Below are 23,235 nucleotides of genomic sequence, written 5' to 3'. Positions count from 1 at the left end.
CTCGACGATGAGGCTGTCGCAACCGGTCGGGCACGCGCGCCGTCAGGCGCCAATCCACGGCAGTTTGCGGAAGCACCAGCCGTCGACCGTCTTGCGGTGGCCTTCGGCGTCCTTGGCACCCTCGAAGCCTTCGAGCAGGTCGAACGCCTTCGTGAAGCCGGCCTGCGACGACGCGACCGCGGCGAGCTTCGAGCGCGCGGCGCTGCGGCACAGAAACAGCACGGGCGTATCGGGCGCGATGGCCGCCTTCAGTTCGTTGACGAACTCGGCGTTCGGCACGCCGCCCGGGTAGCGCGTCCATTCGAGGTGCAGGTACTGGCCGTCGCCGACGAGCGGACGGCCGATCCAGTCGAGCTCGGCACGGGTGCGCACGTCGACGAGGCGCGCCGACGGGTCGAGCTGCAGCAGTTCGAATGCCTCGACCGGCAGCAGCGCGCCGGCATAGTTGAGCGCGCCTTGTGCGCGGCGTTCGTCGGCCTTCGCGTAAAGCTGGTCGAGCGTACTCATGGTGGGAGTCTCCTGATCGGTCAAACAAACATTCTAGCGCGGCGTCGCGGCCCGGACGTCCGCATGCGGTACGGTAGATGTACCGCACACGTGTTCACCAAAAAAGTGCAGAATGGCGCGCATGCACCAGAATGATTCGTCTGGTGCGGCACATTGCGGCGATTGCACCATCTCGGTGCTTTCGGTTGATGGCCGGTGCAGCGCCAGGCCCCGGAATCGCGCAGCGCAGCCCCGTCGCGGCGAGCGCCGGCGCGATTCGTGCCAGTCTTGCGCATGGGTGGCACGGAAGCTGCTTTATAGAATTCGGTCGAATCGGGGCGCGCTGCGCCAAAGCAAGACCCCGATCAGCTCGATAAACGAGGCGGTTCCCAGTCCGCCGGAATTGTTCAATCAGGAGAAGAGGTTATGAGTAAAACCGTCGCCGACGTCATGCAGCTCGTGAAGGACGAGGACGTCAAGTTTGTCGATTTCCGCTTCACGGATACGCGCGGCAAGGAACAGCACGTGTCGGTGCCGGTTTCGGCGTTTGACGAAGACAAGTTCGAAAGCGGTCATGCATTCGACGGCTCGTCGATCGCGGGCTGGAAGGGCATCGAGGCGTCGGACATGCTGCTCATGCCGGACCCGACCGCCGCATTCATCGACCCGTTCTATGAAGAGTCGACCCTCGTGCTGACCTGCGACGTGGTCGAGCCGGCCGACGGCAAGGGCTACGAGCGCGATCCGCGTTCGCTCGCGAAGCGCGGCGAAGCGTACCTGAAGAGCACGGGCATCGGCGACACGGCCTACTTCGGTCCGGAACCGGAATTCTTCATTTTCGACTCGGTCCAGTGGAACACGGACATGTCGGGCTGCTTCGTGAAGATCAACTCGGAAGAAGCGCCGTGGTCGTCGGGCAAGGAATTCGAAGGCGGCAACACGGGCCACCGTCCGGGCACGAAGGGCGGCTACTTCCCGGTCGCGCCGGTCGACACGTTCCAGGACATGCGTTCGGAAATGTGCCTGCTGCTCGAACAGCTCGGCATCCCGGTCGAAGTGCACCACCACGAAGTGGCGGGCCAGGGCCAGAACGAAATCGGCACGAAGTTCTCGACGCTCGTGCAGCGTGCGGACTGGACGCAATGGTCGAAGTACATCATCCATAACGTCGCGCACTCGTACGGCAAGACGGCGACGTTCATGCCGAAGCCGGTCGTCGGCGACAACGGTTCGGGCATGCACGTTCACCAGTCGATCTGGAAGGACGGCCAGAACCTGTTCGCGGGCAACGGCTACGCCGGCCTGTCGGAACTGGCGCTGTTCTACATCGGCGGCATCATCAAGCACGCCCGTGCGCTGAACGCGATCACGAACCCGACGACGAACTCGTACAAGCGTCTGGTCCCGCACTTCGAGGCACCGGTCAAGCTGGCCTACTCGGCACGCAACCGTTCGGCATCGATCCGCATTCCGCACGTGTCGAACCCGAAGGGCCGCCGCATCGAAACGCGCTTCCCGGATCCGATGGCGAACCCGTACCTGTGCTTCACGGCGCTGATGATGGCCGGCCTCGACGGGATCCAGAACAAGATCCATCCGGGCGAAGCAGCGGACAAGAACCTGTACGACCTGCCGCCGGAAGAGGATGCAAAGATCCCGACCGTCTGCGCGGGCCTCGACCAGGCACTCGAAGCGCTCGACAAGGATCGCGAGTTCCTGACGCGCGGCGGCGTGTTCACGGACGGCATGATCGATGCGTACCTCGCGCTGAAGGAGCAGGAGCTGGCGAAGTTCCGCATGACGACGCACCCGATCGAGTTCGAGATGTACTACTCGCTGTAATCGGCGATGGCGCTTCGATTCGGCGCCGTTTTGCCGGTTCGTTCCCGTCGCGCAGCCTGCGGCGGGAACGGCGGAGTCTGAAAGGGGCGGCGTCCAGCCGTCCCTTTTTTGTTCCGACGATTTTCATTTTCTGGCCCGTTGAGGCGCGACAAGCACGCAGATGGTTCTGAAGAATCTGATCAAGGCGAAGACGGGGCAGCCCGAGCGGCTGACGGACGACGAGCGGCTTGCGCGTTCGGGCCTGCTTGCGGGGCTGGAAGCGCTGCCGACGGTCGTGATCGTGCTCGACCGCAAGACGCTGCGGATTGCGTTCGCGAACCCGTCGGCGGAGGCGATGCTCGACATCTCGCGCAGGCAGCTCGCGCAGCGGCCGTGGGGCGAGATTTTTCCGAACGCGAACGAGCTCGCGTCGACGATCACCGCGATCGGCGAGGAGCGCTTTCACGCGACGCACCTCGATACCGTGCTCGACCGGCCCGGCCGCGAACCGCTGCACGTGCACGCGATCGTCGGCTTCCTCGAGACCGCGCCCGATTTCGTGCTCGTCGAGCTGTTCGAGAACGAGCGGCAGTCGCGCACCGATCGCGAGGAGCGCATTCACGACCTGACCGCGGTCAACAAGCAGTTGATCCGCAACCTCGCGCACGAGATCAAGAACCCGCTCGGCGGAATTCGCGGCGCAGCCCAGCTGCTCGAATTCGAGCTCGGGGAGCGCGAGCGCGGCGAGCTGCGCGAATACACGCAGGTGATCATCAAGGAGTCCGACCGCCTGCAGACGCTCGTCGACCGGTTGCTGGAGCCGCACCGGCATCCGCACATCGTCGGCGACGTGAACATTCATGAAGTGTGCGAACGCGTGCGCGCGGTGATGCTCGCGGAATTCCCGCGCGGGCTCACGATCGAGCGCGACTACGACGTGAGCGTGCCGGATCTGCGCGGTGACAAGGAGCAACTGATCCAGGCGCTGCTCAACATCGTGCGCAACGCCGCGCAGGCGCTGCGCGAACGGATCGCGCAGGGCGACGCGAAGATCGAGCTGCGCACCCGCATCGCGCGCAAGATCACGATCGCCAAGCGCCTGTACAAGCTGGCACTGGACTTGCACGTGATCGACAACGGGCCCGGCATTCCGGAAGAGATCCGCGACCGGATCTTCTACCCGCTCGTGTCCGGGCGCGACGACGGCAGCGGCCTCGGCCTCACGCTCGCACAGACGTTCGTGCAGCAGCACGACGGGATGATCGAGGTCGAGAGCCGGCCCGGACGTACCGAATTTCAGATTCTGCTGCCGCTCGATCATTGAGCGGCGACAGCACGATTCACCGGATTCACCCATACCTGACCGACCTATGAAGCCGATCTGGATAGTAGACGACGACCAATCTATCCGCTGGGTGCTTGAAAAGGCACTCGCCCGGGACAGCTTCGCGACGAAGAGCTTCGCGAACGTGCGCGACGCGCTGGCCGCGCTCGACCACGAGACGCCGCAAGTGCTCGTGTCCGACATCCGGATGCCGGGCGGCTCGGGCCTCGAGCTGCTGCAGGCGATGCACGAGCGGCTGCCGGGCCTGCCCGTCATCATCATGACGGCGTTCTCCGATCTCGACAGTGCCGTCGCGGCGTTCCAGGGCGGCGCGTTCGAATATCTCGCGAAGCCGTTCGACGTCGACAAGGCGGTCGAGCTGATTCGCCGCGCGGTCGAGGAAAGCCTGCGCGGCGGCGCGCCGCAGGACGAGCGCGTCGCCGAGGCGCCCGAGATGCTCGGCCAGGCGCCCGCGATGCAGGACATGTTCCGCGCGATCGGCCGCCTGTCGCATTCGGCCGCGACCGTGCTGATCACCGGCGAATCGGGCACCGGCAAGGAGCTCGTCGCGCGTGCGCTGCACCGTCACAGCCCGCGCGCGAACGGGCCGTTCATCGCGCTGAACACCGCGGCGATTCCGAAGGACCTGCTCGAATCCGAGCTGTTCGGCCATGAGCGCGGCGCGTTCACCGGCGCGCAGACGACGCGGCAGGGCCGCTTCGAGCAGGCCGAGAACGGCACGCTGTTCCTCGACGAAATCGGCGACATGCCGTTCGACCTGCAGACGCGCCTGCTGCGCGTGCTGTCGGACGGGCAGTTCTATCGGGTCGGCGGGCACAACCCGCTGCGCGCGAACGTGCGCGTGATCGCGGCGACGCACCAGAATCTCGAATCGCGCGTGCGGCAGGGGCTGTTCCGCGAAGACCTTTACCACCGGCTCAACGTGATCCGGCTGCGCCTGCCGCCGCTGCGCGAACGCAGCGAGGACATCGCGCTGCTCACGCGCCACTTCCTGCAGAAGAGCGCGCGCGATCTCGGCGTCGAGCCGAAGCGCGTGTCCGACGATGCGCTCGCGTACCTGACGTCGCTGGCGTTTCCCGGCAACGTGCGGCAGCTCGAGAACCTCGCGAACTGGCTCACCGTGATGGCGCCCGCGCAGACGGTCGAGATCAAGGATCTGCCGCCCGACCTCGTGCCGGCCGGTGCTCCGGTCGTCGCGACGGGCGACGGCGCGGATGCGCGCGGCAGCGGCGGCGATGCCGCGCTCGCGCAACCGATGATCGGTGCGGCGCCGGTGGTGTCCGCGCCTGTCGCGGCCGCGCCGAGCGGCGGCGCGCCGGCCGGCTATCCGGTGTGGGAGCATGGCCTGCGCACCGAAGTCGCGCGGCTGTTGCGCGAGAACTCGGCCGACGTGATGGACGAGCTCGCGCGCCGCTTCGAGGCGGCCGTGATCCGCGAGGCGCTCGACTTCACGCGCGGCCGCAAGGTCGAGGCCGCGGAGCGGCTCGGCATCGGCCGCAACACGATCACGCGCAAGATCCAGGAACTGCACCTGGAGCCCTGAGCACGATTCGCGGCATGCGCGGGCGTCGCGCATGCCGCGATCGGACATAATCGCGGTTTGTACGCAGTTTCCCAATCCGCCGATCCGCAATGTCCGATTCCTTCCGCTGGCCCGCCGGGGCCGACCCGTTCCGTTTCCTCGAAGCGCTCGACAGCAAGCGCGCCCGCACGTGGGTCGACGAGCAGAATGCGCGCACGCGCGCCGCGCTGCGCGACGACGACGCGTTTCGCGCGCTCACGGCGCGTCTCGCGAAAGCGTATCTGCCGCGCGAACGCCCGGTGATTCCGACCCGCTGGCGCGACTGGGCCTACGACCTGTGGCAGGACGATCTCCATCCGAAGGGGCTGTGGCGCCGCACGCGCTGGGACGACTGGCGCGCCGGCCGGCCGGCGTGGGAAACGCTGCTCGACGTCGACGCGCTCGGTGCCGAGGAGGGCGAGTCGTGGGTGTTCGAGCAGGAGGCGATCCTGTATCCGGACGGCGATCGCGCTGCTGTCGCTGTCGCCCGGCGGCGCCGACGCGGTCGTCGTGCGCGAATTCGATCTCGTCGAGCGCCGTTTCGTTGACGGCGGTTTCACGATCGACGAGCCGGGGCATCACACGATCGGCTGGATCGACCGCGATACCGTCTACGTGAGTTGGGATCGCGGCGAAGCGCATGCGACCGCGGCCGGTTATCCGTATGAAGCGCGGCGCTGGGTGCGCGGCACGCCGCTTTCCGACGCGCCCGTCGTATTCCGCGGCGAACCCGACGATATCAGTGCGGGCGCGGGGTTCGATCCGATCGACAACCGTCACGTCGCATGGCGCAGCGTCGATTTCTTCGACGCGCATGCGTACCGGCTGACGGAAGCGGGCGAGTGGGCGCGCTACGACGTGCCGACGCATGTCGAGGTCGGGTTCTGGGAAGGCTGGCTCGTGCTGGAGCCGCGCCTCGACTGGGACTGCGGCGGCGTGCGCCATGCGGGCGGGTCGCTGCTCGCGATCCGCGAGCAGGCGTTCCTGGCCGGGGCGCGCGAGCTCACGACGCTGTTCGCGCCGCAACCGTCGACGTCCGCCTGCACGTGGACGCACACGCGCACGATGCTGATCGCGAGCTGGCTCGACGACGTGCACAACCGCACGATGCTGTGGCAGCCGCGGCAGGCCGACGACGGCACGTGGACGTGGTACGCGCGGCCGTTCGACTGGCCGGGCGACGCGCAGATCGACGTCGAGCCCGTCGAGTCGACGCTGAACGACGAGGTTTACGTGGACGTCGACACCTATCTCGATCCGCCCGAATGCTGGCTGGCCGATCTTGCCGATCGTGCGGCCGATGCGCCGTCGCGCCGCGTGCTGCTCGACCGGCCGCCGGTGCAGTTCGATGCGGCCGGGCTCGTCGTGCGTCGTGCAAGCGCGCGCTCGCGCGACGGCACGATGGTGCCGTACACGCTGATCGGGCCGCGCGATGCGCTGGACGCACTCGATGCACCCGGCAGCGCCGCGCGCGTCGCGCGGCCGTGCCTGCTGTCGGGTTATGGCGGCTTCGCGATCCCGAACCTGCCGGGCTATAGCGATGCGTTCGGCATCGGGTGGCTCGAGCGTGGCGGCGTTTTGGCGTTCGCGCACATCCGCGGCGGCGGCGAGTTCGGGCCGCGCTGGCACGTCGACGCGCAGCGCGAACACCGGCAGCGTTCGTTCGACGACTTCATCGCGGTGGCCGAGGATCTGGCTGCCACCGGCGTGACGACCGCCGCGCAGCTCGGGATCGAGGGCGGCAGCAACGGCGGGCTGTTGGTCGCCGCGTGCATGGCGCAGCGGCCGGAGCTGTTCGGCGCGGTGCTGTGCCGCGTGCCTCTGCTCGACATGCGGCGTTATCCGAAGCTGCACGCGGGCGCCGCGTGGCTCGACGAATACGGCGACCCGGACGATCCGCGCGAGGGCGCGGCGCTGGCCGCGTATTCGCCGTATCACCGCGTGCGCGAAGGCGTCGCGTATCCGCCGCTGCTGTTGACGACGTCGACGCGCGACGATCGCGTGCATCCCGCGCATGCGCGCAAGATGGCCGCGCGCATGCATGCGCTCGGTCACGAACGGGTGTGGTACTGGGAGAACACCGACGGCGGCCACGGCAGCGCCGACGATCTGGAACGCGCCGAATCCGACGCGGCCGAATTCGGGTTCCTGTGGGCCCATCTCGGGCCGGCGCCCGCGCGGCGCTGAACGCGCGCGGGCTACTGCGCGATCAGCCGACGACCGCGATGACGGGCGTGTGGTCGGACGGCTGTTCCCACGTGCGCGGCGTGCGGTCGACCTCGCACGACGTGCAGGTTGCGGCGAGCGCCGGCGACAGCAGGATGTGGTCGATGCGCAGCCCCGCGTTGCGGCGGAACGCCATCATCCGGTAGTCCCACCACGTGAAGGTCTTCTCGGGTTGTTCGAAGCGGCGGAACGCATCGACGAAGCCGAGCTCGATCAGCTTCGCGAAGTGCGCGCGTTCCTGCGGCGACACGAGATTCTGGCCTTCCCATTTCGCGGGATCGTGCACGTCGCGGTCTTCCGGCGCGATGTTGTAGTCGCCGAGCAGCGCGAGCTTCGGGTGGCGCTGCAGCTCGGTGCTCAGCCATGCGTGCAGCGCGTCGAGCCACTGCATCTTGTAGACGAACTTGTCGGAGTCGGGCGCCTGGCCGTTCGGAAAATAGGCGGACACGATGCGCACGCCGTCGATCGTCGCGGCGACCACGCGCTGCTGCGGATCGTCGAAGCCGGGGATGTTGCGCACGATGTCCGATTCGTCGACGGACAGCGTGTCGCGCGTGAGGATCGCGACGCCGTTGTAGGTCCTCTGGCCCGTGAACCAGCTGCGGTAGCCGATCGCTTCGAGATCGGCGCGCGGAAATTTCTCGTCCGGCAGCTTCAGTTCCTGCAGGCACAGCACGTCGGTGCCGCTTTGCGCGAGCCAGTCGAGTACGTGCTGCTTGCGGACGTTGAGCGAGTTGACGTTCCAGGTGGCGATTTTCATGAACGGGAATGGGCGTGCGGGGTGAATGCGAAGGCCGCCATCTTACCGCGAGCACGCGGCGCGAACGCGCGCGATGCGCGACGCGGCGAAGGTGTCACGTATCGCTGGATCGGGGAGGGGAGAAGAAATTGTGACAAAAGTGTTGACGTAAGTACTCCCTCACCCTATAATTTATTTCTCTGACGCGGGGTGGAGCAGTCTGGCAGCTCGTCGGGCTCATAACCCGAAGGTCGTAGGTTCAAATCCTACCCCCGCAACCAAGCACACCAGACGATGTGCAGCGCAAGTGACCGATGCGCGCTTCGTCGACAGGAACCCGGCCTCGTGCCGGGTTTTTTGTTTTCCGCGCGCGCCTGTTATTTCGGCGTGCCCGGGCTCCCGGGCAGGAAGCCGTTCTCGACCAGATAGGTCGTCGTGTTGACCAGCGTGGCCCGCGCGTTCGGCGTTCCCGACAGCACTGCGCACTTGTCCTGGCCTGTATTCAGCCGGATCGACCGCTCGGTCGTCGGGTAGTCGACATCCTTCAGATAGAAATGCGGCAGCGACGTCATGTAGCGCGCATACGGCACGCATGGCCGCTGCATCGGGTCCTTCGACGCGGCGTTGAACGGAAAGTACTCGTCGAACAGATAAGCCGAGTTCGACAGGCCGCCCCAGTCCGCGGGCACCGCGATGCTGCCGGTTGGCGTCGTGACGCCGGTTGCGACGTCCGTGATGAAGCCGTCGACGGTCGAGCGCCCGTCGCTGCGATTGGCCTGCGTCAGGGTGATCTGCAGCCGGTATGCGTGGCCCGTTTTCCACGGGTACGCGATCGAGCATGACGTTCCGGAACCGCCGTCGGCGCCGCCGCGGCAATTCGCCGACAGCGGCGCGGTGCCCGTGCCGAACGCGCTGAAGATCACCATGTTGCTGCTTTGGGTGCGCGGCTGGATGCCGGTGTAGATCGCGTGCCCGCCATGTTGCGACGACAACTGATTGGCCCAGTAGTAACTGGCGTTGACCTGGGTCGGCACGACTTCGGGCGTGATGTCCCACGTCATGCGATCGAAGCCGTCCTTGGGCGTCGTTGCCGCCGATGCGGTGATGTTGGGGTCGGCGTGCGCATTGAGCGTGGCCGACACGGCGAGCAACGCGCCGAACACGGTGCTGAGTCTTTTCATGTTCCTGTTTCCCGTTGGTGGAAAAGAGACCGCGACGAGCAGCGTCGATTGCGGTGCCGCTGCTCGCGTACCAATTTGCAGTCACTTTATTACGAATCGATAACCAGGCGTGTCGGCGCGCTCGCTCGAACCGAGCTGCTTGATTCGCGGGCCGTTCGTGCCGGGCCCGTGCAACGGGCGAGAGCAGGGAGTCGGGCGGGCAGGGAGGCGCCCGCCCGAGAGAGTGAATCCCGTCGCATGGAACAATGCGGCGATGCCATCCGGCGATGGTCGTCGATGCGCGACGGCGCGCGTCGTTCAGCGCGCCGCCCACTCCACGGCCGCCTTCGCATGCAGCGCGGTCGTGTCGAATACCGGCAGCGGCGAGTCGCCCGCGCCGATCAGCAGCGTGATTTCCGTACAGCCGAGGATCACGGCCTGCGCACCGCGCTTCGCCAGTCCTTCGATGAGCGTCACGTACGTCGCACGCGATTCGGGCGAGATGATGCCGTGACACAGCTCGTCGTAGATGATCCGGTGCACGTCGTCGCGCCCGCGTTCGTCCGGCACGAGCACGTCCATCCCGAACTTCCCGCGCAGCCGTTCCGCATAGAACGGCAACTCCATCGTGTAGCGCGTGCCGAGCAGCGCGACGCGCTCGACGCCCGCGTCGCGCAGCGCGGTGCCTGTCGGATCGGCGATGTGCAGGAACGGCAGCGTCACCGCGGCTTCGATCGCGTCGTGCACGCGGTGCATCGTATTGGTCGTCAGCACGACGAGATCGGCGCCGGCCGCTTCGAGCTGCCGCGCGGCGTCGGCCATCCGTTCGCCGAGCGCGGCCCAGTCGTGCGTGCGCTGCAGCGCTTCGATCTCCGCGAAATCGACCGTCACCAGCACGCTCTTCGCGTTGTGGTGTCCGCCATGCAGCGCCTTCGAGTGCCGGTTGATCATCCGGTAGTACTCGGCCGACGATTCCCAGCTCATTCCGCCGATCAGTCCGATCGTCTTCATCCGTCACCTTCGCGTTTCGTGTGTCGCGGCAGACGAGTATAGGTGCCGCTCCCCGCGCACGGCCGGTACGATCCGCGCAAAGCGGGCCAGTACGGCGCAGCCGGGCGCGGTTGCACGCGACAGTTGAAACCGGCACTGTGTTTTTGTACAGTATCGGCACCGTGAACCCGACCACCATTCCGCCTGCCGATCCGCACGCACCGCCGCCGGGCGACGCGCTGCCGCGCATGCGCAAGATCATTCACTGCGATTGCGACTGCTTTTACGCGTCGGTCGAGATGCGCGACGACCCGTCGCTGCGCAACCGGCCGCTCGCGGTCGGCGGCCGGCCCGACCAGCGCGGCGTGATCGCGACCTGCAACTACGAGGCGCGGCGCTACGGCGTGCATTCGGCGATGTCGTCGGCGCTGGCGATGCGCAAGTGCCCGGACCTGCTGATCCTGCCGTCCGCGATGGACAAGTACCGTGCGGCGTCGCGGCAGATCATGGCGATCTATCGCGACTACACGCCGGACGTCGAGCCGCTGTCGCTCGACGAGGCGTACCTCGACGTCAGCGGGTCCGAGCGGTGCCAGGGCAGCGCGACGCTGATCGCGCGGGAGATCCGCCAGCGCGTGCACGACACGGTCGGCGTGACCGTGTCGGCCGGCGTCGCGCCGAACAAGTTCATCGCGAAGATCGCGTCCGACTGGAACAAGCCCGACGGCCTGTTCGTCGTGCGGCCGCACGAGATCGACGCGTTCGTCGCGGCGCTGCCGGTGCGCAAGCTGCACGGCGTCGGCAAGGTGACGGCCACGCGACTCGACCGGCTCGGCATCCAGACCTGCGCGCAATTGCGCGACTGGCCGCTGATCGACCTGCACCGCGAATTCGGTGCGTTCGGGCGGCGGCTGTACGAACTGTCGCGCGGGATCGACGAGCGGCCCGTGCAGGCCGACCAGGAGCGCAAATCGGTCAGCGTCGAGACGACTTACGTGACCGACCTGACGACGCTCGAGCAATGCGCGGAGGAAATCCGCCGCCTGGTCGTGCAGCTCGACGCGCGAATCGCGCGCGCGGGCGCCGCGAGGTCGATCCGCAAGCTGTACGTGAAGATCCGCTTCGCCGATTTCCAGCGCACGACGGTCGAGTGCGTGGCCGACGCGACGAATGCGGATACGGCCGTCACGCTGCTCGCGAAGGGGCTGCAGCGGCGCGCGCAGGCCGTGCGGCTGCTCGGCGTCGGCGTACGCATCGACGAGGACACGGCCGAGCGTCACGGGCAGTTCTCGCTGTTCGACGACGAATCGCCCGCACCATGAAAAAAGGCACCGCCGAAGCGGTGCCTTTCGATGCAGCCCGAAGGGCCGGGCGGAGCGGCGCGCTCAGTGCGCGGGCGCGGTCATCCCGTTGTGGCGCAGCAGCGCATCGATTTCCGGCTCGCGGCCGCGGAACGCCTTGAACGAATCCATCGCCGGACGGCTGCCGCCGACCTCGAGGATTTCGCGGCGATAGCGCGTGCCGGTCGCCGCGTCGAGCACGCTGCCGCTCGCGGCGGCCGCTTCCTCGAACGCCGCGTACGCGTCGGCCGACAGCACCTCGGCCCACTTGTAGCTGTAGTAGCCGGCTGCATAACCGCCCGCGAAGATATGGCTGAACGTGTTCGGCCAACGCGAGAACGCCGCCTGCGGGATCACGTGATAGCGCTCGTTGATCTCGCGCGCGAACGCGGTCACGCCGGTCGAGCCAGCCGGGTCGAAGTCGACGTGCAGCAGCATGTCGAACATCGAGAACACGATCTGGCGCAGCGTGCCGAGCCCGCTCTGGAAATTCTTCGCGGCGATCATCTTGTCGAACAGTTCGCGCGGCAGCGTGGCGCCCGTGTCGACGTGCGACGACATCGACGACAGCACGTCCCATTCCCAGCAGAAGTTCTCCATGAACTGCGACGGCAGCTCGACCGCATCCCATTCGACGCCGTTGATGCCCGACACGCCGAGCTCGTCGACGCGCGTGAGCATGTGATGCAGCCCGTGCCCGAACTCATGGAACAGCGTGATGACTTCGTCGTGCGTGAAGCACGCGGGCTTGCCGCCGACCGGCGCCGAGAAGTTGCAGGTCAGGTACGCGACCGGCGTCTGTACGGTGCTGCCGCGCTTCGCACGCGAACGCGCGTCGTCCATCCATGCGCCGCCGCGCTTGCCTTCGCGCGCGTACAGGTCGAGATAGAACTGCGCGACGAGCGAGCCGTCGCGGTTCTCGACGCGGAAAAAGCGCACGTCCTTGTGCCACACCGGCGCGTCGTCCGGCTTGATCCGCACGCCGAACAGCGTCTCGGTGACGGTGAACAGGCCCTTCAGCACGGCCGGCTCGGGGAAGTACTGCTTGACCTCGTTTTCCGAGAACGCGTAGCGCTGCTCGCGCAGCTTTTCGGCCGCGTACGCGACGTCCCACGGCGCGAGTTCGGCGAGGCCGAGTTCCTTCGCGGCGAACGCGCGCAGTTCGTCCCAGTCCTTGTCCGCGTGCGGGCGCGCGCGCGTCGCGAGATCCTCGAGGAATGCGATCACCTGCTGCGGCGATTCGGCCATCTTCGGCGCGAGCGACACTTCGGCGAAGTTGCGGTAGCCGAGCATCTGCGCCTCTTCGCGGCGCAGCTTCAGCTCGTCGGCGACGATTGCCGTGTTGTCCCATTCGGCGTTGCCGCCGCCGTACTGCGGCCCGAGTTCCGACGCGCGCGTCGCATAGGCGCGGTAGAGCGTCTCGCGCAGCGCGCGGTTGTCCGCGTACTGCAGCACCGGGAAGTACGACGGGAAGTGCAGCGTGAATTTCCAGCCGTCCTTGCCGTCCTTCTGCGCGGCTTCGCGGGCGGCCTCGATCGCGTCGCCGGGCAGGCCGGCCAGTTCGGCGTCGTCCTGCGCGAAGTACGCGTACGCGTTGGTCGCGTCGAGCACGTGGTCGGAGAACGCCTTCGACAGCGCGGCCTGCTGTTCCTGCAGTTCCGCGAAGCGCGGCTTCTGGTCTTCGGGCAGTTCGGCGCCCGACAGGCGGAAATCGCGCAGTGCATTGTCGAGGATCTTCTTGCGCTCGGCGGACAGCGTCGCGTATTCGGCACTCGCGGCGATCGCCTTGTATTTCTCGTACAGCGCGAGATTCTGGCCGACGCTCGACCAGAACTCGGTCACGCGCGGCAGGTTCTCGCCGTACGCGGCCCGCAGCTCGGGCGTGTCGGCGACCGCGTTCAGGTGACCGACGATGCCCCATGCGCGGCCGAGCGGCTCCGTCGCCTGCTCGACCGTCTCGACGACGGCGGCCCAGGTCGACGGCGTCGCGGGCGCGCTCGCGGTGTCGACCGCGCGACTGGCTGCGTCGAGCAGCGTATCGAGCGCGGGCGTCACGTGTTCCGGACGGATTTCGCCGAAGCGGGGCAGGTCGGAGAAGTCGAGGAGCGGATTGGTATTGGCGCTGGCGGACATAAGACTCCCTGTCTGTTGCCGGATGAACCGGGATGAAAAGGGTAACGGCGCGATGGCGCCCGATACCGACATTATTGGGGCGCATCGTGCGCTTTCCAATCGTTAGTTTCTAACGGCGCGATTGACGCAGGGTCGGATGCGGGGCGGAAAGCCGTCGGGCAACATGCGGCCGGCGTGGTGCAGGCGGCGCGGTGCGGCTGGCGAGACGCCGGCGCACGGAACCGCGCGCCGGCTGAACGGGCAGGGAGTCAGGCGGCCGCGGCGGCAGCGCGCTCGGCGGCTTCGATCGTGTTGATCAACAGCATCGTAATGGTCATCGGGCCGACGCCGCCCGGCACCGGTGTGATGTGGCCGGCGACTTCCTTTACGCCCGCGAAGTCGACGTCGCCGCACAGCTTGCCCGCGTCGTCGCGGTTCATGCCGACGTCGATCACCGTTGCGCCGGGCTTCACCATGTCGGCCGTCAGGATGTTGCGCTTGCCGACCGCGGCGACCACGATGTCGGCCTGCCGCGTGTGCGCGGCGAGGTCGCGCGTCTTGCTGTGGCAGATCGTCACGGTCGCGCCGGCTTCGAGCAGCAGCATCGCCATCGGCTTGCCGACGATGTTCGAGCGGCCGATCACGACCGCGTTCGCGCCCTGCAGCGCGATGTCGTGCGCCTCGAACATCTTCATCACGCCGTACGGCGTGCACGGGCGGAACAGCGGCTTGCCGGTCATCAGCGCGCCGGCGTTCGCAACGTGAAAGCCGTCGACGTCCTTCTCCGGCGCGATTGCCTCGATCACCTTGTGGCTGTCGATGTGCGCGGGCAGCGGCAACTGGACGAGGATGCCGTGGATCTTCGGGTCGCGGTTCAGCTCGTCGATGCGCGCGAGCAGGTCGGCTTCCGACAGCGTTGCCGGGTACGCGTCCTTCAGCGAGAAGAAACCGTTGTCCTCGCACGCCTTGATCTTGTTGCGCACATAGACTTCGCTCGCCGGGTTCTCGCCGACGAGGATCACCGCGAGGCCGGGCTGGTGGCCGCGTGCGGTCAGGGCGGCGGCGCGTTCGGCGGCCTGCGCGCGCAAGGTCTTCGAAAGGGCGTTGCCGTCGATGAGGAGGGCTGTCATGGTGGTGGGTCCTGCCGGGAAGTTGGAATGCGTGCGTACGGCACCGAAGCGCCGCAGCAAAACACGCAATTATACCGTTCGCCTGCTGCCGTCCGACAGCGAATCAGCAGGAAGCGTCATGGCCGCGGCGCTCGCGCGCCGGGAGGAAAGGCCGCCGCCGCGCGAGTGGGCCGCATCGCGCGGGGGGCTGCGGGCCGGGCGGGCAGTGCCGCCGCGGCCGGCGAACGCTCAGGCCTGTTTCTTCGACAGCGCGAGGCGCAGCAGGTCGGCCACCGTGTTGACGTTGAGCTTTTCCATGATGTTCGCGCGGTGCGCTTCGACCGTCTTGATGCTGATGCCGAGGTCATCGGCGATCTGCTTGTTCAGGCGGCCCGCGATGATCCGTTCGAGCACCTGCTGCTCGCGCGCGGTCAGCTTCGACAGGCGTTCGCTCGCGGCACGCTGTTCCTGGACGCTCTTGCTTTCGCTTCGGGCCTTGTCGAGCATCCGCTCGACGAGCTTGCGCAGCTCGGCTTCGTCGAACGGTTTCTCGATAAAGTCCATCGCACCCTTTTTCATCGTCGATACGGCCATCGGCACGTCGCCGTGACCGGTGACGAAGATGATCGGCAGCGCGGCGTTGTCGGCGATCAGGCGCTCCTGCAGTTCGAGGCCGCTCATGCCCGACATCCGCACGTCGAGGATCAGGCATGCGATCTGGCCGGCCTGCTGCGCAGGCTGGTATGCATCGAGGAATTGTTCGGCGCTCGAGAAGCATTGCACGCGATAGCCGTTCGCCTCCAGCAGCCAGCGCAGCGAGTCCCGTACGGCCTCGTCGTCGTCGACGACAAAGACGGTTTCCTGAGTGGTGGTGACTGGGCTATTCATAGTTCTCCCGTTACGGTATGTGATGCCGATGCCTCGCGCCCCCCTTGGCCGAGATCAGCGGGTTCCCCAATAGGCAGGCTGCAGTGGAACGTCGCGCCGGAAATGCGGCCATCCGGCTCGACGTTGTTGACCACCCACAGACGCCCCCGATGCGATTCGATGATCGAACGGCAGATGTTCAGCCCCATGCCCATGCCATCGGACTTGGTGCTGTAAAACGGTTCGAACAGGCGTTCGGCGGTCGCTTCGTCGACGCCCGGACCCTGGTCGATCACGCGGATGTCGACGAAGCCCGCATCGATGTCGGCGACGACGCGGATCACGCCGTCCGCCGACGCCGGCTTCACGTCGGCCATCGCCTCGGCCGCGTTCTTCATCAGGTTCATCAGTACCTGCTCGATCAGCACGGGGTCGACATAAATAATAGGCATTCTTGCGAGGATTTCCGTGACGATCCGGATCCTGCGCTTCCTGGCCTCGATTTCGGCGAGCCCGACCGCGTCGGCGACGATGTCCGCGACGCGCGCCGGCTGGCGCTTCGGCTCGCTGCGCTTCACGAATTCGCGGATCCGCTTGACGATCATCCCCGCCCGCAGCGCCTGCTGCGCGGTCTTTTCCAGCGCGGGCTGCAGCGTCTCGGGCGTGCCGCGGCCGCTCTTGACGAGCGCGAGCGTGCCCGAGCAGTAGTTGTTGATCGCGGCGAGCGGCTGGTTCAATTCGTGAGCAATCGACGACGCCATTTCACCCATCGTCATCAATCGGCTCGTGAACTGCAGCTTCTCCTCCTGCTGGTGCGCGAGTTCCTGCGCCTTCTTGCGGGTCGTGATGTCGGTCGCGATCTGCATCTGCGCGAGGTGGCCGTCCACCCACTGGATGTACTGGCGGCGCACCTCGAACCATTTCTGGATGCTCTCGACGTACACCTCCTGCGCATCCGCGGTGCTGCTCGTCAGCGCGGCGGCCGGCAGGCCCGCGAACGCGTCGACCATGTCGATCGAGTCGGACGATGCCTGCGCGCGGTCGAAGCCGCCGCCCGACAGCTCGAGATGGCCGTCCGGACGGATGCCGAACAGGTGGCGGTAGTAGCGGTTCGCGAACAGCAGCTCGGCCTCGTCGGCGGCCAGCACCGACACCGCGGCGTCGAGGCTTTCGAGCACCGTCGTGAAGCGCTCGTGCGCGGCCGCGAGTTCCTCGCGCGCGCGCTTCGGTTCGGTGATGTCGGTCATCGACGACATCCAGCCCGTCTGGCGGCCCGAACTGTCGATCAGCGGCGATACGTACAGGCGCGCATGGAACAGCGTGCCGTTCTTGCGGCGCACGCGCAGCTCGAAGCCCGAGCTCGGCGCCTTGCCGCGCAGCGTCATGTCGAGCTGGCGCTGCATTTCCGGATAAGCGTCGCGCGGCCAGTACGGGAACGGCGCGACCTTGCCGACGAGGTCGGTTTCGTCCCAGCCCGTCATCCGGCAGAACGCGGGGTTCACGTGCGTGATGCGGCCGTGCATGTCGAGCACGCGCATGCCGATCAGCACCGAGTTCTCCATTGCGCGGCGGAAGAACGCCTCCGCGTACAGCGCCTGCTGCGCCTCGAAGCGCTGGCGCGTGTGCTTCCACAGGCTCCAGAGGCTCCACAGCACGAAGCACGACAGCCCCGCGACGAGCCACACGAGTGTGTTGTTGGTCAGGTTCGTGAGCTGCGGGAACGCGTACACGCGCACGGTCAGCCCCTGGCCGGGCGGATCGAGCGGCAGGTCGTAGTGCGAGTCGCGCGGCAGGCGCGGGCGCGTCGACGTGGACGACAGCTCGCGGTTGTTCGAGTCGGTGATCGAGATCTTGTACTTCGACGACAGCTCCTGCGGGATGTCGTGCTTCAGGATGCCTTCGACCGAGAACACCGCGGCGATCGAGCCGAGATATTCGCGGTCGCCGCGCATCACGGGCGTCTGCAGCGTGATGAAGCCGTTGCCGAAGTCGTCGTAGATCAGCGGCGAATAGGCCTGGCGGCGCGTGCTGCGCGCTTCGTCATAGGCTCCGCGCACGGCATCCTGCATCTGCGCGTCGCCGGGCTTCGCGAGCCGCTGGCCGAGCAGCGGCGGATGCACGGCCGGCCAGCGCTGCACGCCGGGCGATGTGTACCAGTTCAGGTAGAGGATTTCCGGATGCGTCTGCATCACGTCCGCGACGGCCATCTGGAACGCGTTCTGGTCGAGGCGGCCCGACGCGAGATCGCGCGACAGCGCCTGGAGCTGTTCCTGCGCGCCCGTCATCGACAGGCGGATCTGCTGCTGCGCCCACGCGACGTTACGGAAGAGGGTGTCTTCCTGCTGCTGCTGTTCGCGGCGATTGAGGCTCCACAGGATGAGGCTCATCACCACGAGGAACACGAGGATCGACAGCAGCGGCGTCAGCAAATAGGAATTGGACCACCACGGTCCGTGGTGCCAACGGGACGGCTGCGACTCCGCCGGCGGGCCCGACGGTCGCGCCGAGCGTGCGAAAAGCCGATCGGTCAACATGGCAGGATTGTAGCGCAGCGCAATACATGGAAAACCCATACCGGATATGTTGAACGGAAACGGATTTATGCCGCCGGGACGTGCCGCAGAGCCCCGAAGCATGGGTGCGGCGCAGCAATATTCCGTATTGTGAGAAAAGATCTCACGATTCGAAAATTTTGTTGCGCAGGCCCGCGCACGCTCATTACAATCCGCTGGAGCTTGCCCGCAGCCGGTCGCGTCGCGTCGTCTGCACGAGAGCGATCCTCACATTCCAGGACCCAGGAGACGAGAATGTCCGCTGTACCGAACGAAGTGATGAAATATGTCGCCGCCGAACGTGACGACGACCCGCAAGAAACCGTCGAGTGGCTGGAGTCGCTCGATGGCGTGATCTCCTCCGTGGGCACCGGCCGCGCGCACTACCTGATCGAAAAGCAGATCGAGTTCGCCCGCATGCACGGCGAGCACCTGCCGTTTTCCGCGAATACCCCGTACATCAACACGATTCCGGTCGAAGCCCAGGCGAAGATTCCGGGCGACCAGGACATCGAGCACCGCATCCGTTCGTACACGCGCTGGAACGCGCTGGCGATGGTGCTGCGCGCCGGCAAGGACACGAACGTCGGCGGCCACATCGCATCGTTCGCGTCGGCCGCGACGCTCTATGACGTCGGCTACAACCACTTCTGGCACGCAGCGTCCGACCAGCACGGCGGCGATCTCGTGTTCGTGCAGGGCCACTCGTCGCCGGGCGTGTATTCGCGCGCGTTCCTGCTCGGCCGCCTGAAGGAAGAGCAGCTCGACAACTTCCGCCAGGAAGTCGACGGCAACGGCATTTCGTCGTACCCGCACCCGTGGCTGATGCCGGACTTCTGGCAGTTCCCGACCGTGTCGATGGGTCTCGGCCCGATCATGGCGATCTACCAGGCGCGCTTCATGAAGTACCTGCAGGCGCGCGGCATCGCGACGACGGAAGGCCGCAAGGTGTGGGCGTTCCTCGGCGACGGCGAGACGGACGAACCGGAATCGCTCGGCGCGATCGGGATGGCGAGCCGCGAGAAGCTCGACAACCTCGTGTTCGTGATCAACTGCAACCTGCAGCGTCTCGACGGCCCGGTGCGCGGCAACGGCAAGATCATCCAGGAACTCGAATCGGAATTCCGCGGCGCCGGCTGGAACGTGATCAAGGTCATCTGGGGCAGCCGCTGGGATGCGCTGTTCGCGCGCGACAAGACGGGCGCGCTGATGCGCCGCATGATGGAAGTCGTCGACGGCGAATACCAGACGTACAAGTCGGAATCCGGCGCGTTCGTCCGCGAGCACTTCTTCAACTCGCCTGAGCTGAAGGCACTGGTCGCCGACTGGTCGGACGACGACATCTGGGCGCTGAACCGCGGCGGCCACGATCCGCACAAGATCTATGCGGCGTTCCATGAAGCCAGCAACACGAAGGGCGCGCCGACCGTCATCCTCGCGAAGACCATCAAGGGCTACGGGATGGGCGAGTCGGGCCAGGCGATGAACATCACGCACCAGCAGAAGAAACTGCCGGTCGAGCAACTGAAGAAGTTCCGCGACCAGTTCCGCCTGCCGATCACCGACGAGCAGATCGCCGACGTGCCGTACCTGAAGTTCGAGGAAGGTTCGAAGGAACTCGAATACATGCGCAAGCAGCGCATGGACCTCGGCGGCTACCTGCCGCACCGCCGCGAGAAGGCGACGTCGCTGCCGGTGCCGGCGCTCGACGCGTTCGAGCCGCTGCTGAAGGGCACGGGCGAAGGCCGCGAGATCTCGACGACGATGGCGTTCGTGCGGATCCTGAACATCCTGCTGAAGGACAAGGCGCTCGGCAAGCGCGTCGTGCCGATCGTCCCGGACGAATCGCGCACGTTCGGCATGGAAGGCCTGTTCCGCCAGATCGGCATCTGGAACCAGCAGGGCCAGAAGTACGTGCCGGAAGATTCCGACCAGCTGATGTTCTACAAGGAATCGGAAACCGGCCAGATCCTGCAGGAAGGCATCAACGAAGCGGGCGGCATGTGCGACTGGATCGCGGCGGCGACGTCGTACTCGACGCACGGCGAGATCATGGTGCCGTTCTACATCTTCTACTCGATGTTCGGCTTCCAGCGGATCGGCGACCTCGCATGGGCAGCGGGCGACATGCGCTCGCGCGGCTTCCTGCTGGGCGGTACCGCGGGCCGCACGACGCTGAACGGCGAAGGCCTGCAGCACGAAGACGGCCACTCGCTCCTGTGGGCGGCATCGGTGCCGAACTGCGTGAGCTACGACCCGACCTTCGGCTACGAACTGGCCGTGATCATCCAGGACGGCCTGCGCCGCATGGTGCAGGACCAGGAAGACGTGTACTACTACATCACGGTGATGAACGAGAACTACGAGCACCCGGCGATTCCGCAGGGCGAGCACGTGGCGGCCGACATCATCAAGGGCATGTACGCGTTCAGGAAGGCCGACGCCGACAAGAAGGCGCCGCGCGTCCAGCTGCTCGGCGCGGGCACGATCTTCAACGAAGTGATCGCCGCCGCCGACCTGCTGAAGAACGACTGGGGCGTCGTCGCCGACCTGTGGAGCGTGCCGAGCTTCACCGAGCTCGCGCGCGAAGGCCACCAGGTCGAGCGCTGGAACCTGCTCCATCCGACCGAGGAGCGTCGCCTGTCGCACGTGCAGAAGTGCCTGAAGGACACGCAGGGCCCGGTCATCGCATCGACCGACTACGTCCGCGCGCTGGTCGACCAGATTCGCGGCCAGATCGATCGCCGCTTCGTCGTGCTGGGCACGGACGGCTTCGGCCGCTCGGATACCCGCGAGAAGCTGCGTCACTTCTTCGAGGTCGACCGTCACTGGGTCACCGTCGCCGCGCTCAACGCGCTGGCCGACGAAGGCACGATCGAGCGCAAGGTGGTCGCGGACGCGATCGCCAAGTACAACCTCGATCCGTCCAAGCCCAACCCGATGACCGTTTAACGCACACGCCGTGTGATGTCGCGCGTCGCTTCCGCGAGGAGCGCGCGCGGCCATGGAGACAGATACAGATGAGTCAAGCGATCGAAGTGAAGGTGCCGGATATCGGCGATTACAAGGACGTGCCCGTCATCGAAGTGCTCGTGAAGGCGGGCGACACGGTCGAGCCCGAGCAGTCGCTCGTCACGCTCGAGTCCGACAAGGCGACGATGGACGTCCCGAGCCCCGCGGCGGGCACGGTCAAGGAAGTGAAGGTGAAGGTGGGTGACTCGGTGTCGGAAGGCACGCTGATCATCCTGCTCGAAGGCGGCGCGGCCGCACAGCCGAACGGCGCGGCTGCGCCGGCTGCAGCCCCGGCTCCGGCGGCAGCGCCGGCACCGGCCGCAGCAGCACCGGCTGCCGCACCGGCAGCGGCCGGCGGCACGCTCGAAGTGAAGGTGCCCGACATCGGCGACTACAAGGACGTCCCGGTGATCGAGATCGGCGTGAAGGTCGGCGACACGGTCGAGAAGGAGCAGTCGCTCGTCACGCTCGAATCGGACAAGGCGACGATGGACGTGCCGAGCCCGGCTGCGGGCGTCGTGAAGGACATCAAGGTGAGGGTCGGCGATTCGGTGTCGGAAGGCACGCTGATCGTGCTGCTCGAAGCCGCAGGCGCACCGGCTGCCGCTCCGCAGGCGAGCGCACCGGCTCCGGCCGCTGCTGCATCGGCTCCGGCGCCCGCCGCCGCACCCGCGAAGGCTGCGCCGGCACCGGCCGCCGCCGCACCGGCCGCGACGCCGTCGGGCGAATACCGCGCCAGCCATGCTTCGCCGTCGGTGCGCAAGTTCGCGCGCGAACTCGGCGTCGATGTCGCACGCGTGCAGGGTTCGGGGCCGAAGGGCCGCATCACGAAGGACGACGTCACGGGCTTCGTGAAGGGCGTGATGACGGGCCAGCGCGCAGCACCGGGCGCGGCAGCGGCCGCGCCGGCAGGCGGCGGCGAGCTGAACCTGCTGCCCTGGCCGAAGGTCGACTTCTCGAAGTTCGGCCCGTTCGAGGCGAAGCCGCTGTCGCGCATCAAGAAGATCTCGGGCGCGAACCTGCATCGCAACTGGGTGATGATCCCGCACGTCACGAACAACGACGAAGCGGACATCACCGATCTCGAGGCGCTGCGCGTCCAGTTGAACAAGGAGCACGAGAAGGCGGGCGTGAAGTTCACGATGCTCGCGTTCGTGATCAAGGCGGTCGTCGCCGCGCTGAAGAAATTCCCGACCTTCAACGCGAGCCTCGACGGCGACAACCTCGTGTTCAAGCAGTACTTCCACGTTGGTTTCGCCGCCGATACGCCGAACGGCCTCGTCGTGCCGGTGATCCGCGATGCGGACAAGAAGGGTCTCGTCGACATCGCGAAGGAAATGAGCGACCTGTCGAAGGCCGCGCGCGAAGGCAAGCTGAAGCCGGACCAGATGCAGGGCGGCTGCTTCTCGATCTCGTCGCTCGGCGGGATCGGCGGGACGAACTTCACGCCGATCATCAACGCGCCGGAAGTGGCGATCCTCGGGTTGTCGCGCGGGCAGATGAAGCCGGTGTGGGACGGCAAGCAGTTCGTGCCGCGTCTCATGCTGCCGCTGTCGCTGTCGTATGACCATCGCGTGATCGATGGCGCGGAAGCCGCGCGGTTCAATGCGTATCTCGGCGCGTTGCTCGGCGATTTCCGGCGCATCGTTCTTTGATGAGCGGGGAGTTTGCTCGCGGGGGCGTGGGTTTCTTGTCGGTTATCCACGCTTCGTCGTTGAACTGGCTTTCCTGACGGTCTGCTAGCGTCGCCCCTGCGCGGGGCGGCGGTCACTTTTCTTTGTCTTCCAAAGAAAAGTAACCAAAAGAAAGGCGCGTCCTTGGGCGGACAGCAAAGGTGGTTCTGCCCCAAGTCGCCGTTCTTTTGTCAGGCCGTAGTTCGCTCGCGGGTTTCTCCCCCCTCTGTCTGCAGCTAATC

At 66.6% G+C, this 23,235-nt stretch carries 14 protein-coding genes, 1 tRNA gene and 1 pseudogene; 8 read left to right on the top strand and 8 right to left on the bottom strand.

Going from position 1 to position 23,235, the window contains the following annotated elements; genetic code table 11:
• Positions 1-42: 42 nt before the first annotated feature.
• Positions 43-507 (bottom strand): rhodanese-like domain-containing protein, encoded by a 465-nt coding sequence (locus ACNQQL_RS24105; RefSeq protein WP_034183537.1) that lies wholly within the window; start codon positions 505-507, stop codon positions 43-45.
• A gap of 405 nt (positions 508-912) precedes the next feature.
• On the opposite strand from ACNQQL_RS24105, the gene glnA reads away from it, so the two are divergent.
• From glnA to ACNQQL_RS24085, 4 genes and pseudogenes are all read left to right on the top strand, one after another.
• Positions 913-2,328 (top strand): type I glutamate--ammonia ligase, encoded by a 1,416-nt coding sequence (gene glnA, locus ACNQQL_RS24100; protein ID WP_175941551.1) that lies wholly within the window; start codon positions 913-915, stop codon positions 2,326-2,328.
• Positions 2,329-2,488: 160 nt separating this feature from the next.
• A complete protein-coding gene (gene glnL / locus ACNQQL_RS24095; protein WP_034183539.1) occupies positions 2,489-3,631 on the top strand; it encodes a nitrogen regulation protein NR(II) in 1,143 nt (380 codons plus the stop codon).
• A gap of 46 nt (positions 3,632-3,677) precedes the next feature.
• Complete coding sequence (gene ntrC / locus ACNQQL_RS24090) at positions 3,678-5,195, top strand: nitrogen regulation protein NR(I) (protein ID WP_347066187.1); 1,518 nt, start codon at positions 3,678-3,680, stop codon at positions 5,193-5,195.
• A gap of 89 nt (positions 5,196-5,284) precedes the next feature.
• Positions 5,285-7,400: pseudogene (locus tag ACNQQL_RS24085) on the top strand (prolyl oligopeptidase family serine peptidase).
• A 22-nt stretch (positions 7,401-7,422) separates the two neighbouring features.
• Here the strand turns inward: ACNQQL_RS24085 and xth are convergent.
• Entirely contained in the window at positions 7,423-8,199 is a 777-nt protein-coding gene (xth, locus tag ACNQQL_RS24080; RefSeq protein ID WP_347066185.1) for an exodeoxyribonuclease III, read from the bottom strand.
• Positions 8,200-8,382: 183 nt separating this feature from the next.
• Here xth and ACNQQL_RS24075 point away from each other — a divergent pair.
• Positions 8,383-8,459 (top strand) — tRNA-Met (locus ACNQQL_RS24075).
• A gap of 96 nt (positions 8,460-8,555) precedes the next feature.
• Here the strand turns inward: ACNQQL_RS24075 and ACNQQL_RS24070 are convergent.
• Both ACNQQL_RS24070 and ACNQQL_RS24065 read right to left on the bottom strand, forming a co-directional pair.
• Positions 8,556-9,359: a DUF3472 domain-containing protein gene (locus ACNQQL_RS24070; RefSeq protein ID WP_347066184.1), complete on the bottom strand. Its 804-nt coding sequence runs from the start codon at positions 9,357-9,359 to the stop codon at positions 8,556-8,558.
• 297 nt (positions 9,360-9,656) lie between these two features.
• Positions 9,657-10,349, bottom strand: a complete 693-nt coding sequence (locus ACNQQL_RS24065; RefSeq protein WP_347066182.1) for an aspartate/glutamate racemase family protein — start codon at positions 10,347-10,349, stop codon at positions 9,657-9,659.
• 137 nt (positions 10,350-10,486) lie between these two features.
• Here ACNQQL_RS24065 and dinB point away from each other — a divergent pair, with 137 nt between their 5' ends.
• Positions 10,487-11,650: a DNA polymerase IV gene (dinB, locus tag ACNQQL_RS24060; protein ID WP_034183544.1), complete on the top strand. Its 1,164-nt coding sequence runs from the start codon at positions 10,487-10,489 to the stop codon at positions 11,648-11,650.
• A gap of 63 nt (positions 11,651-11,713) precedes the next feature.
• On the opposite strand, the gene ACNQQL_RS24055 is transcribed toward dinB, so the two are convergent.
• The 4 genes from ACNQQL_RS24055 to fixL all read right to left on the bottom strand — a co-directional run bounded on the left by ACNQQL_RS24055 (position 11,714) and on the right by fixL (position 18,290).
• Positions 11,714-13,801: a M3 family metallopeptidase gene (locus ACNQQL_RS24055; RefSeq protein WP_310141612.1), complete on the bottom strand. Its 2,088-nt coding sequence runs from the start codon at positions 13,799-13,801 to the stop codon at positions 11,714-11,716.
• A gap of 248 nt (positions 13,802-14,049) precedes the next feature.
• On the bottom strand, positions 14,050-14,910 hold the full coding sequence (gene folD / locus ACNQQL_RS24050; RefSeq protein ID WP_072436990.1) for a bifunctional methylenetetrahydrofolate dehydrogenase/methenyltetrahydrofolate cyclohydrolase FolD: 861 nt from the start codon (positions 14,908-14,910) through the stop codon (positions 14,050-14,052).
• Positions 14,911-15,138: 228 nt separating this feature from the next.
• Entirely contained in the window at positions 15,139-15,777 is a 639-nt protein-coding gene (fixJ, locus tag ACNQQL_RS24045; RefSeq protein ID WP_006493245.1) for an oxygen response regulator transcription factor FixJ, read from the bottom strand.
• Positions 15,774-18,290, bottom strand: coding sequence for an oxygen sensor histidine kinase FixL (gene fixL / locus ACNQQL_RS24040; protein ID WP_034183547.1), 2,517 nt, complete (start codon positions 18,288-18,290; stop codon positions 15,774-15,776). The genes fixJ and fixL overlap by 4 nt, the downstream gene beginning before the upstream one ends.
• 273 nt (positions 18,291-18,563) lie before the next feature.
• Between fixL and aceE the strand changes: the two genes are divergently transcribed.
• Positions 18,564-21,260: a pyruvate dehydrogenase (acetyl-transferring), homodimeric type gene (aceE, locus tag ACNQQL_RS24035; RefSeq protein WP_347066178.1), complete on the top strand. Its 2,697-nt coding sequence runs from the start codon at positions 18,564-18,566 to the stop codon at positions 21,258-21,260.
• Between the two features lie 68 nt (positions 21,261-21,328).
• Positions 21,329-22,975: a dihydrolipoyllysine-residue acetyltransferase gene (gene aceF / locus ACNQQL_RS24030; RefSeq protein ID WP_347066176.1), complete on the top strand. Its 1,647-nt coding sequence runs from the start codon at positions 21,329-21,331 to the stop codon at positions 22,973-22,975.
• Positions 22,976-23,235: the final 260 nt, after the last annotated feature.

Origin of the sequence: Burkholderia sp. LFS061, from assembly GCF_047978125.1 — a bacterium.
Classification (GTDB): domain Bacteria; phylum Pseudomonadota; class Gammaproteobacteria; order Burkholderiales; family Burkholderiaceae; genus Burkholderia; species Burkholderia pyrrocinia_C.
This window is presented reverse-complemented; position numbering and strand designations above follow the sequence as displayed.

Bases quoted from the DNA above. Each gene is read 5' to 3' on its own strand.
- folD (WP_072436990.1), bottom strand. From the start codon at position 14,910: ATGACAGCCCTCCTCATCGACGGCAACGCCCTTTCGAAGACCTTGCGC.
- ACNQQL_RS24065 (WP_347066182.1), bottom strand. From the start codon at position 10,349: ATGAAGACGATCGGACTGATCGGCGGAATGAGCTGGGAATCGTCGGCC.
- fixL (WP_034183547.1), bottom strand. From the start codon at position 18,290: ATGTTGACCGATCGGCTTTTCGCACGCTCGGCGCGACCGTCGGGCCCG.
- aceF (WP_347066176.1), top strand. From the start codon at position 21,329: ATGAGTCAAGCGATCGAAGTGAAGGTGCCGGATATCGGCGATTACAAG.
- fixJ (WP_006493245.1), bottom strand. From the start codon at position 15,777: ATGAATAGCCCAGTCACCACCACTCAGGAAACCGTCTTTGTCGTCGAC.
- glnA (WP_175941551.1), top strand. From the start codon at position 913: ATGAGTAAAACCGTCGCCGACGTCATGCAGCTCGTGAAGGACGAGGAC.
- ACNQQL_RS24055 (WP_310141612.1), bottom strand. From the start codon at position 13,801: ATGTCCGCCAGCGCCAATACCAATCCGCTCCTCGACTTCTCCGACCTG.
- aceE (WP_347066178.1), top strand. From the start codon at position 18,564: ATGTCCGCTGTACCGAACGAAGTGATGAAATATGTCGCCGCCGAACGT.
- ntrC (WP_347066187.1), top strand. From the start codon at position 3,678: ATGAAGCCGATCTGGATAGTAGACGACGACCAATCTATCCGCTGGGTG.
- ACNQQL_RS24070 (WP_347066184.1), bottom strand. From the start codon at position 9,359: ATGAAAAGACTCAGCACCGTGTTCGGCGCGTTGCTCGCCGTGTCGGCC.
- xth (WP_347066185.1), bottom strand. From the start codon at position 8,199: ATGAAAATCGCCACCTGGAACGTCAACTCGCTCAACGTCCGCAAGCAG.
- glnL (WP_034183539.1), top strand. From the start codon at position 2,489: ATGGTTCTGAAGAATCTGATCAAGGCGAAGACGGGGCAGCCCGAGCGG.
- ACNQQL_RS24105 (WP_034183537.1), bottom strand. From the start codon at position 507: ATGAGTACGCTCGACCAGCTTTACGCGAAGGCCGACGAACGCCGCGCA.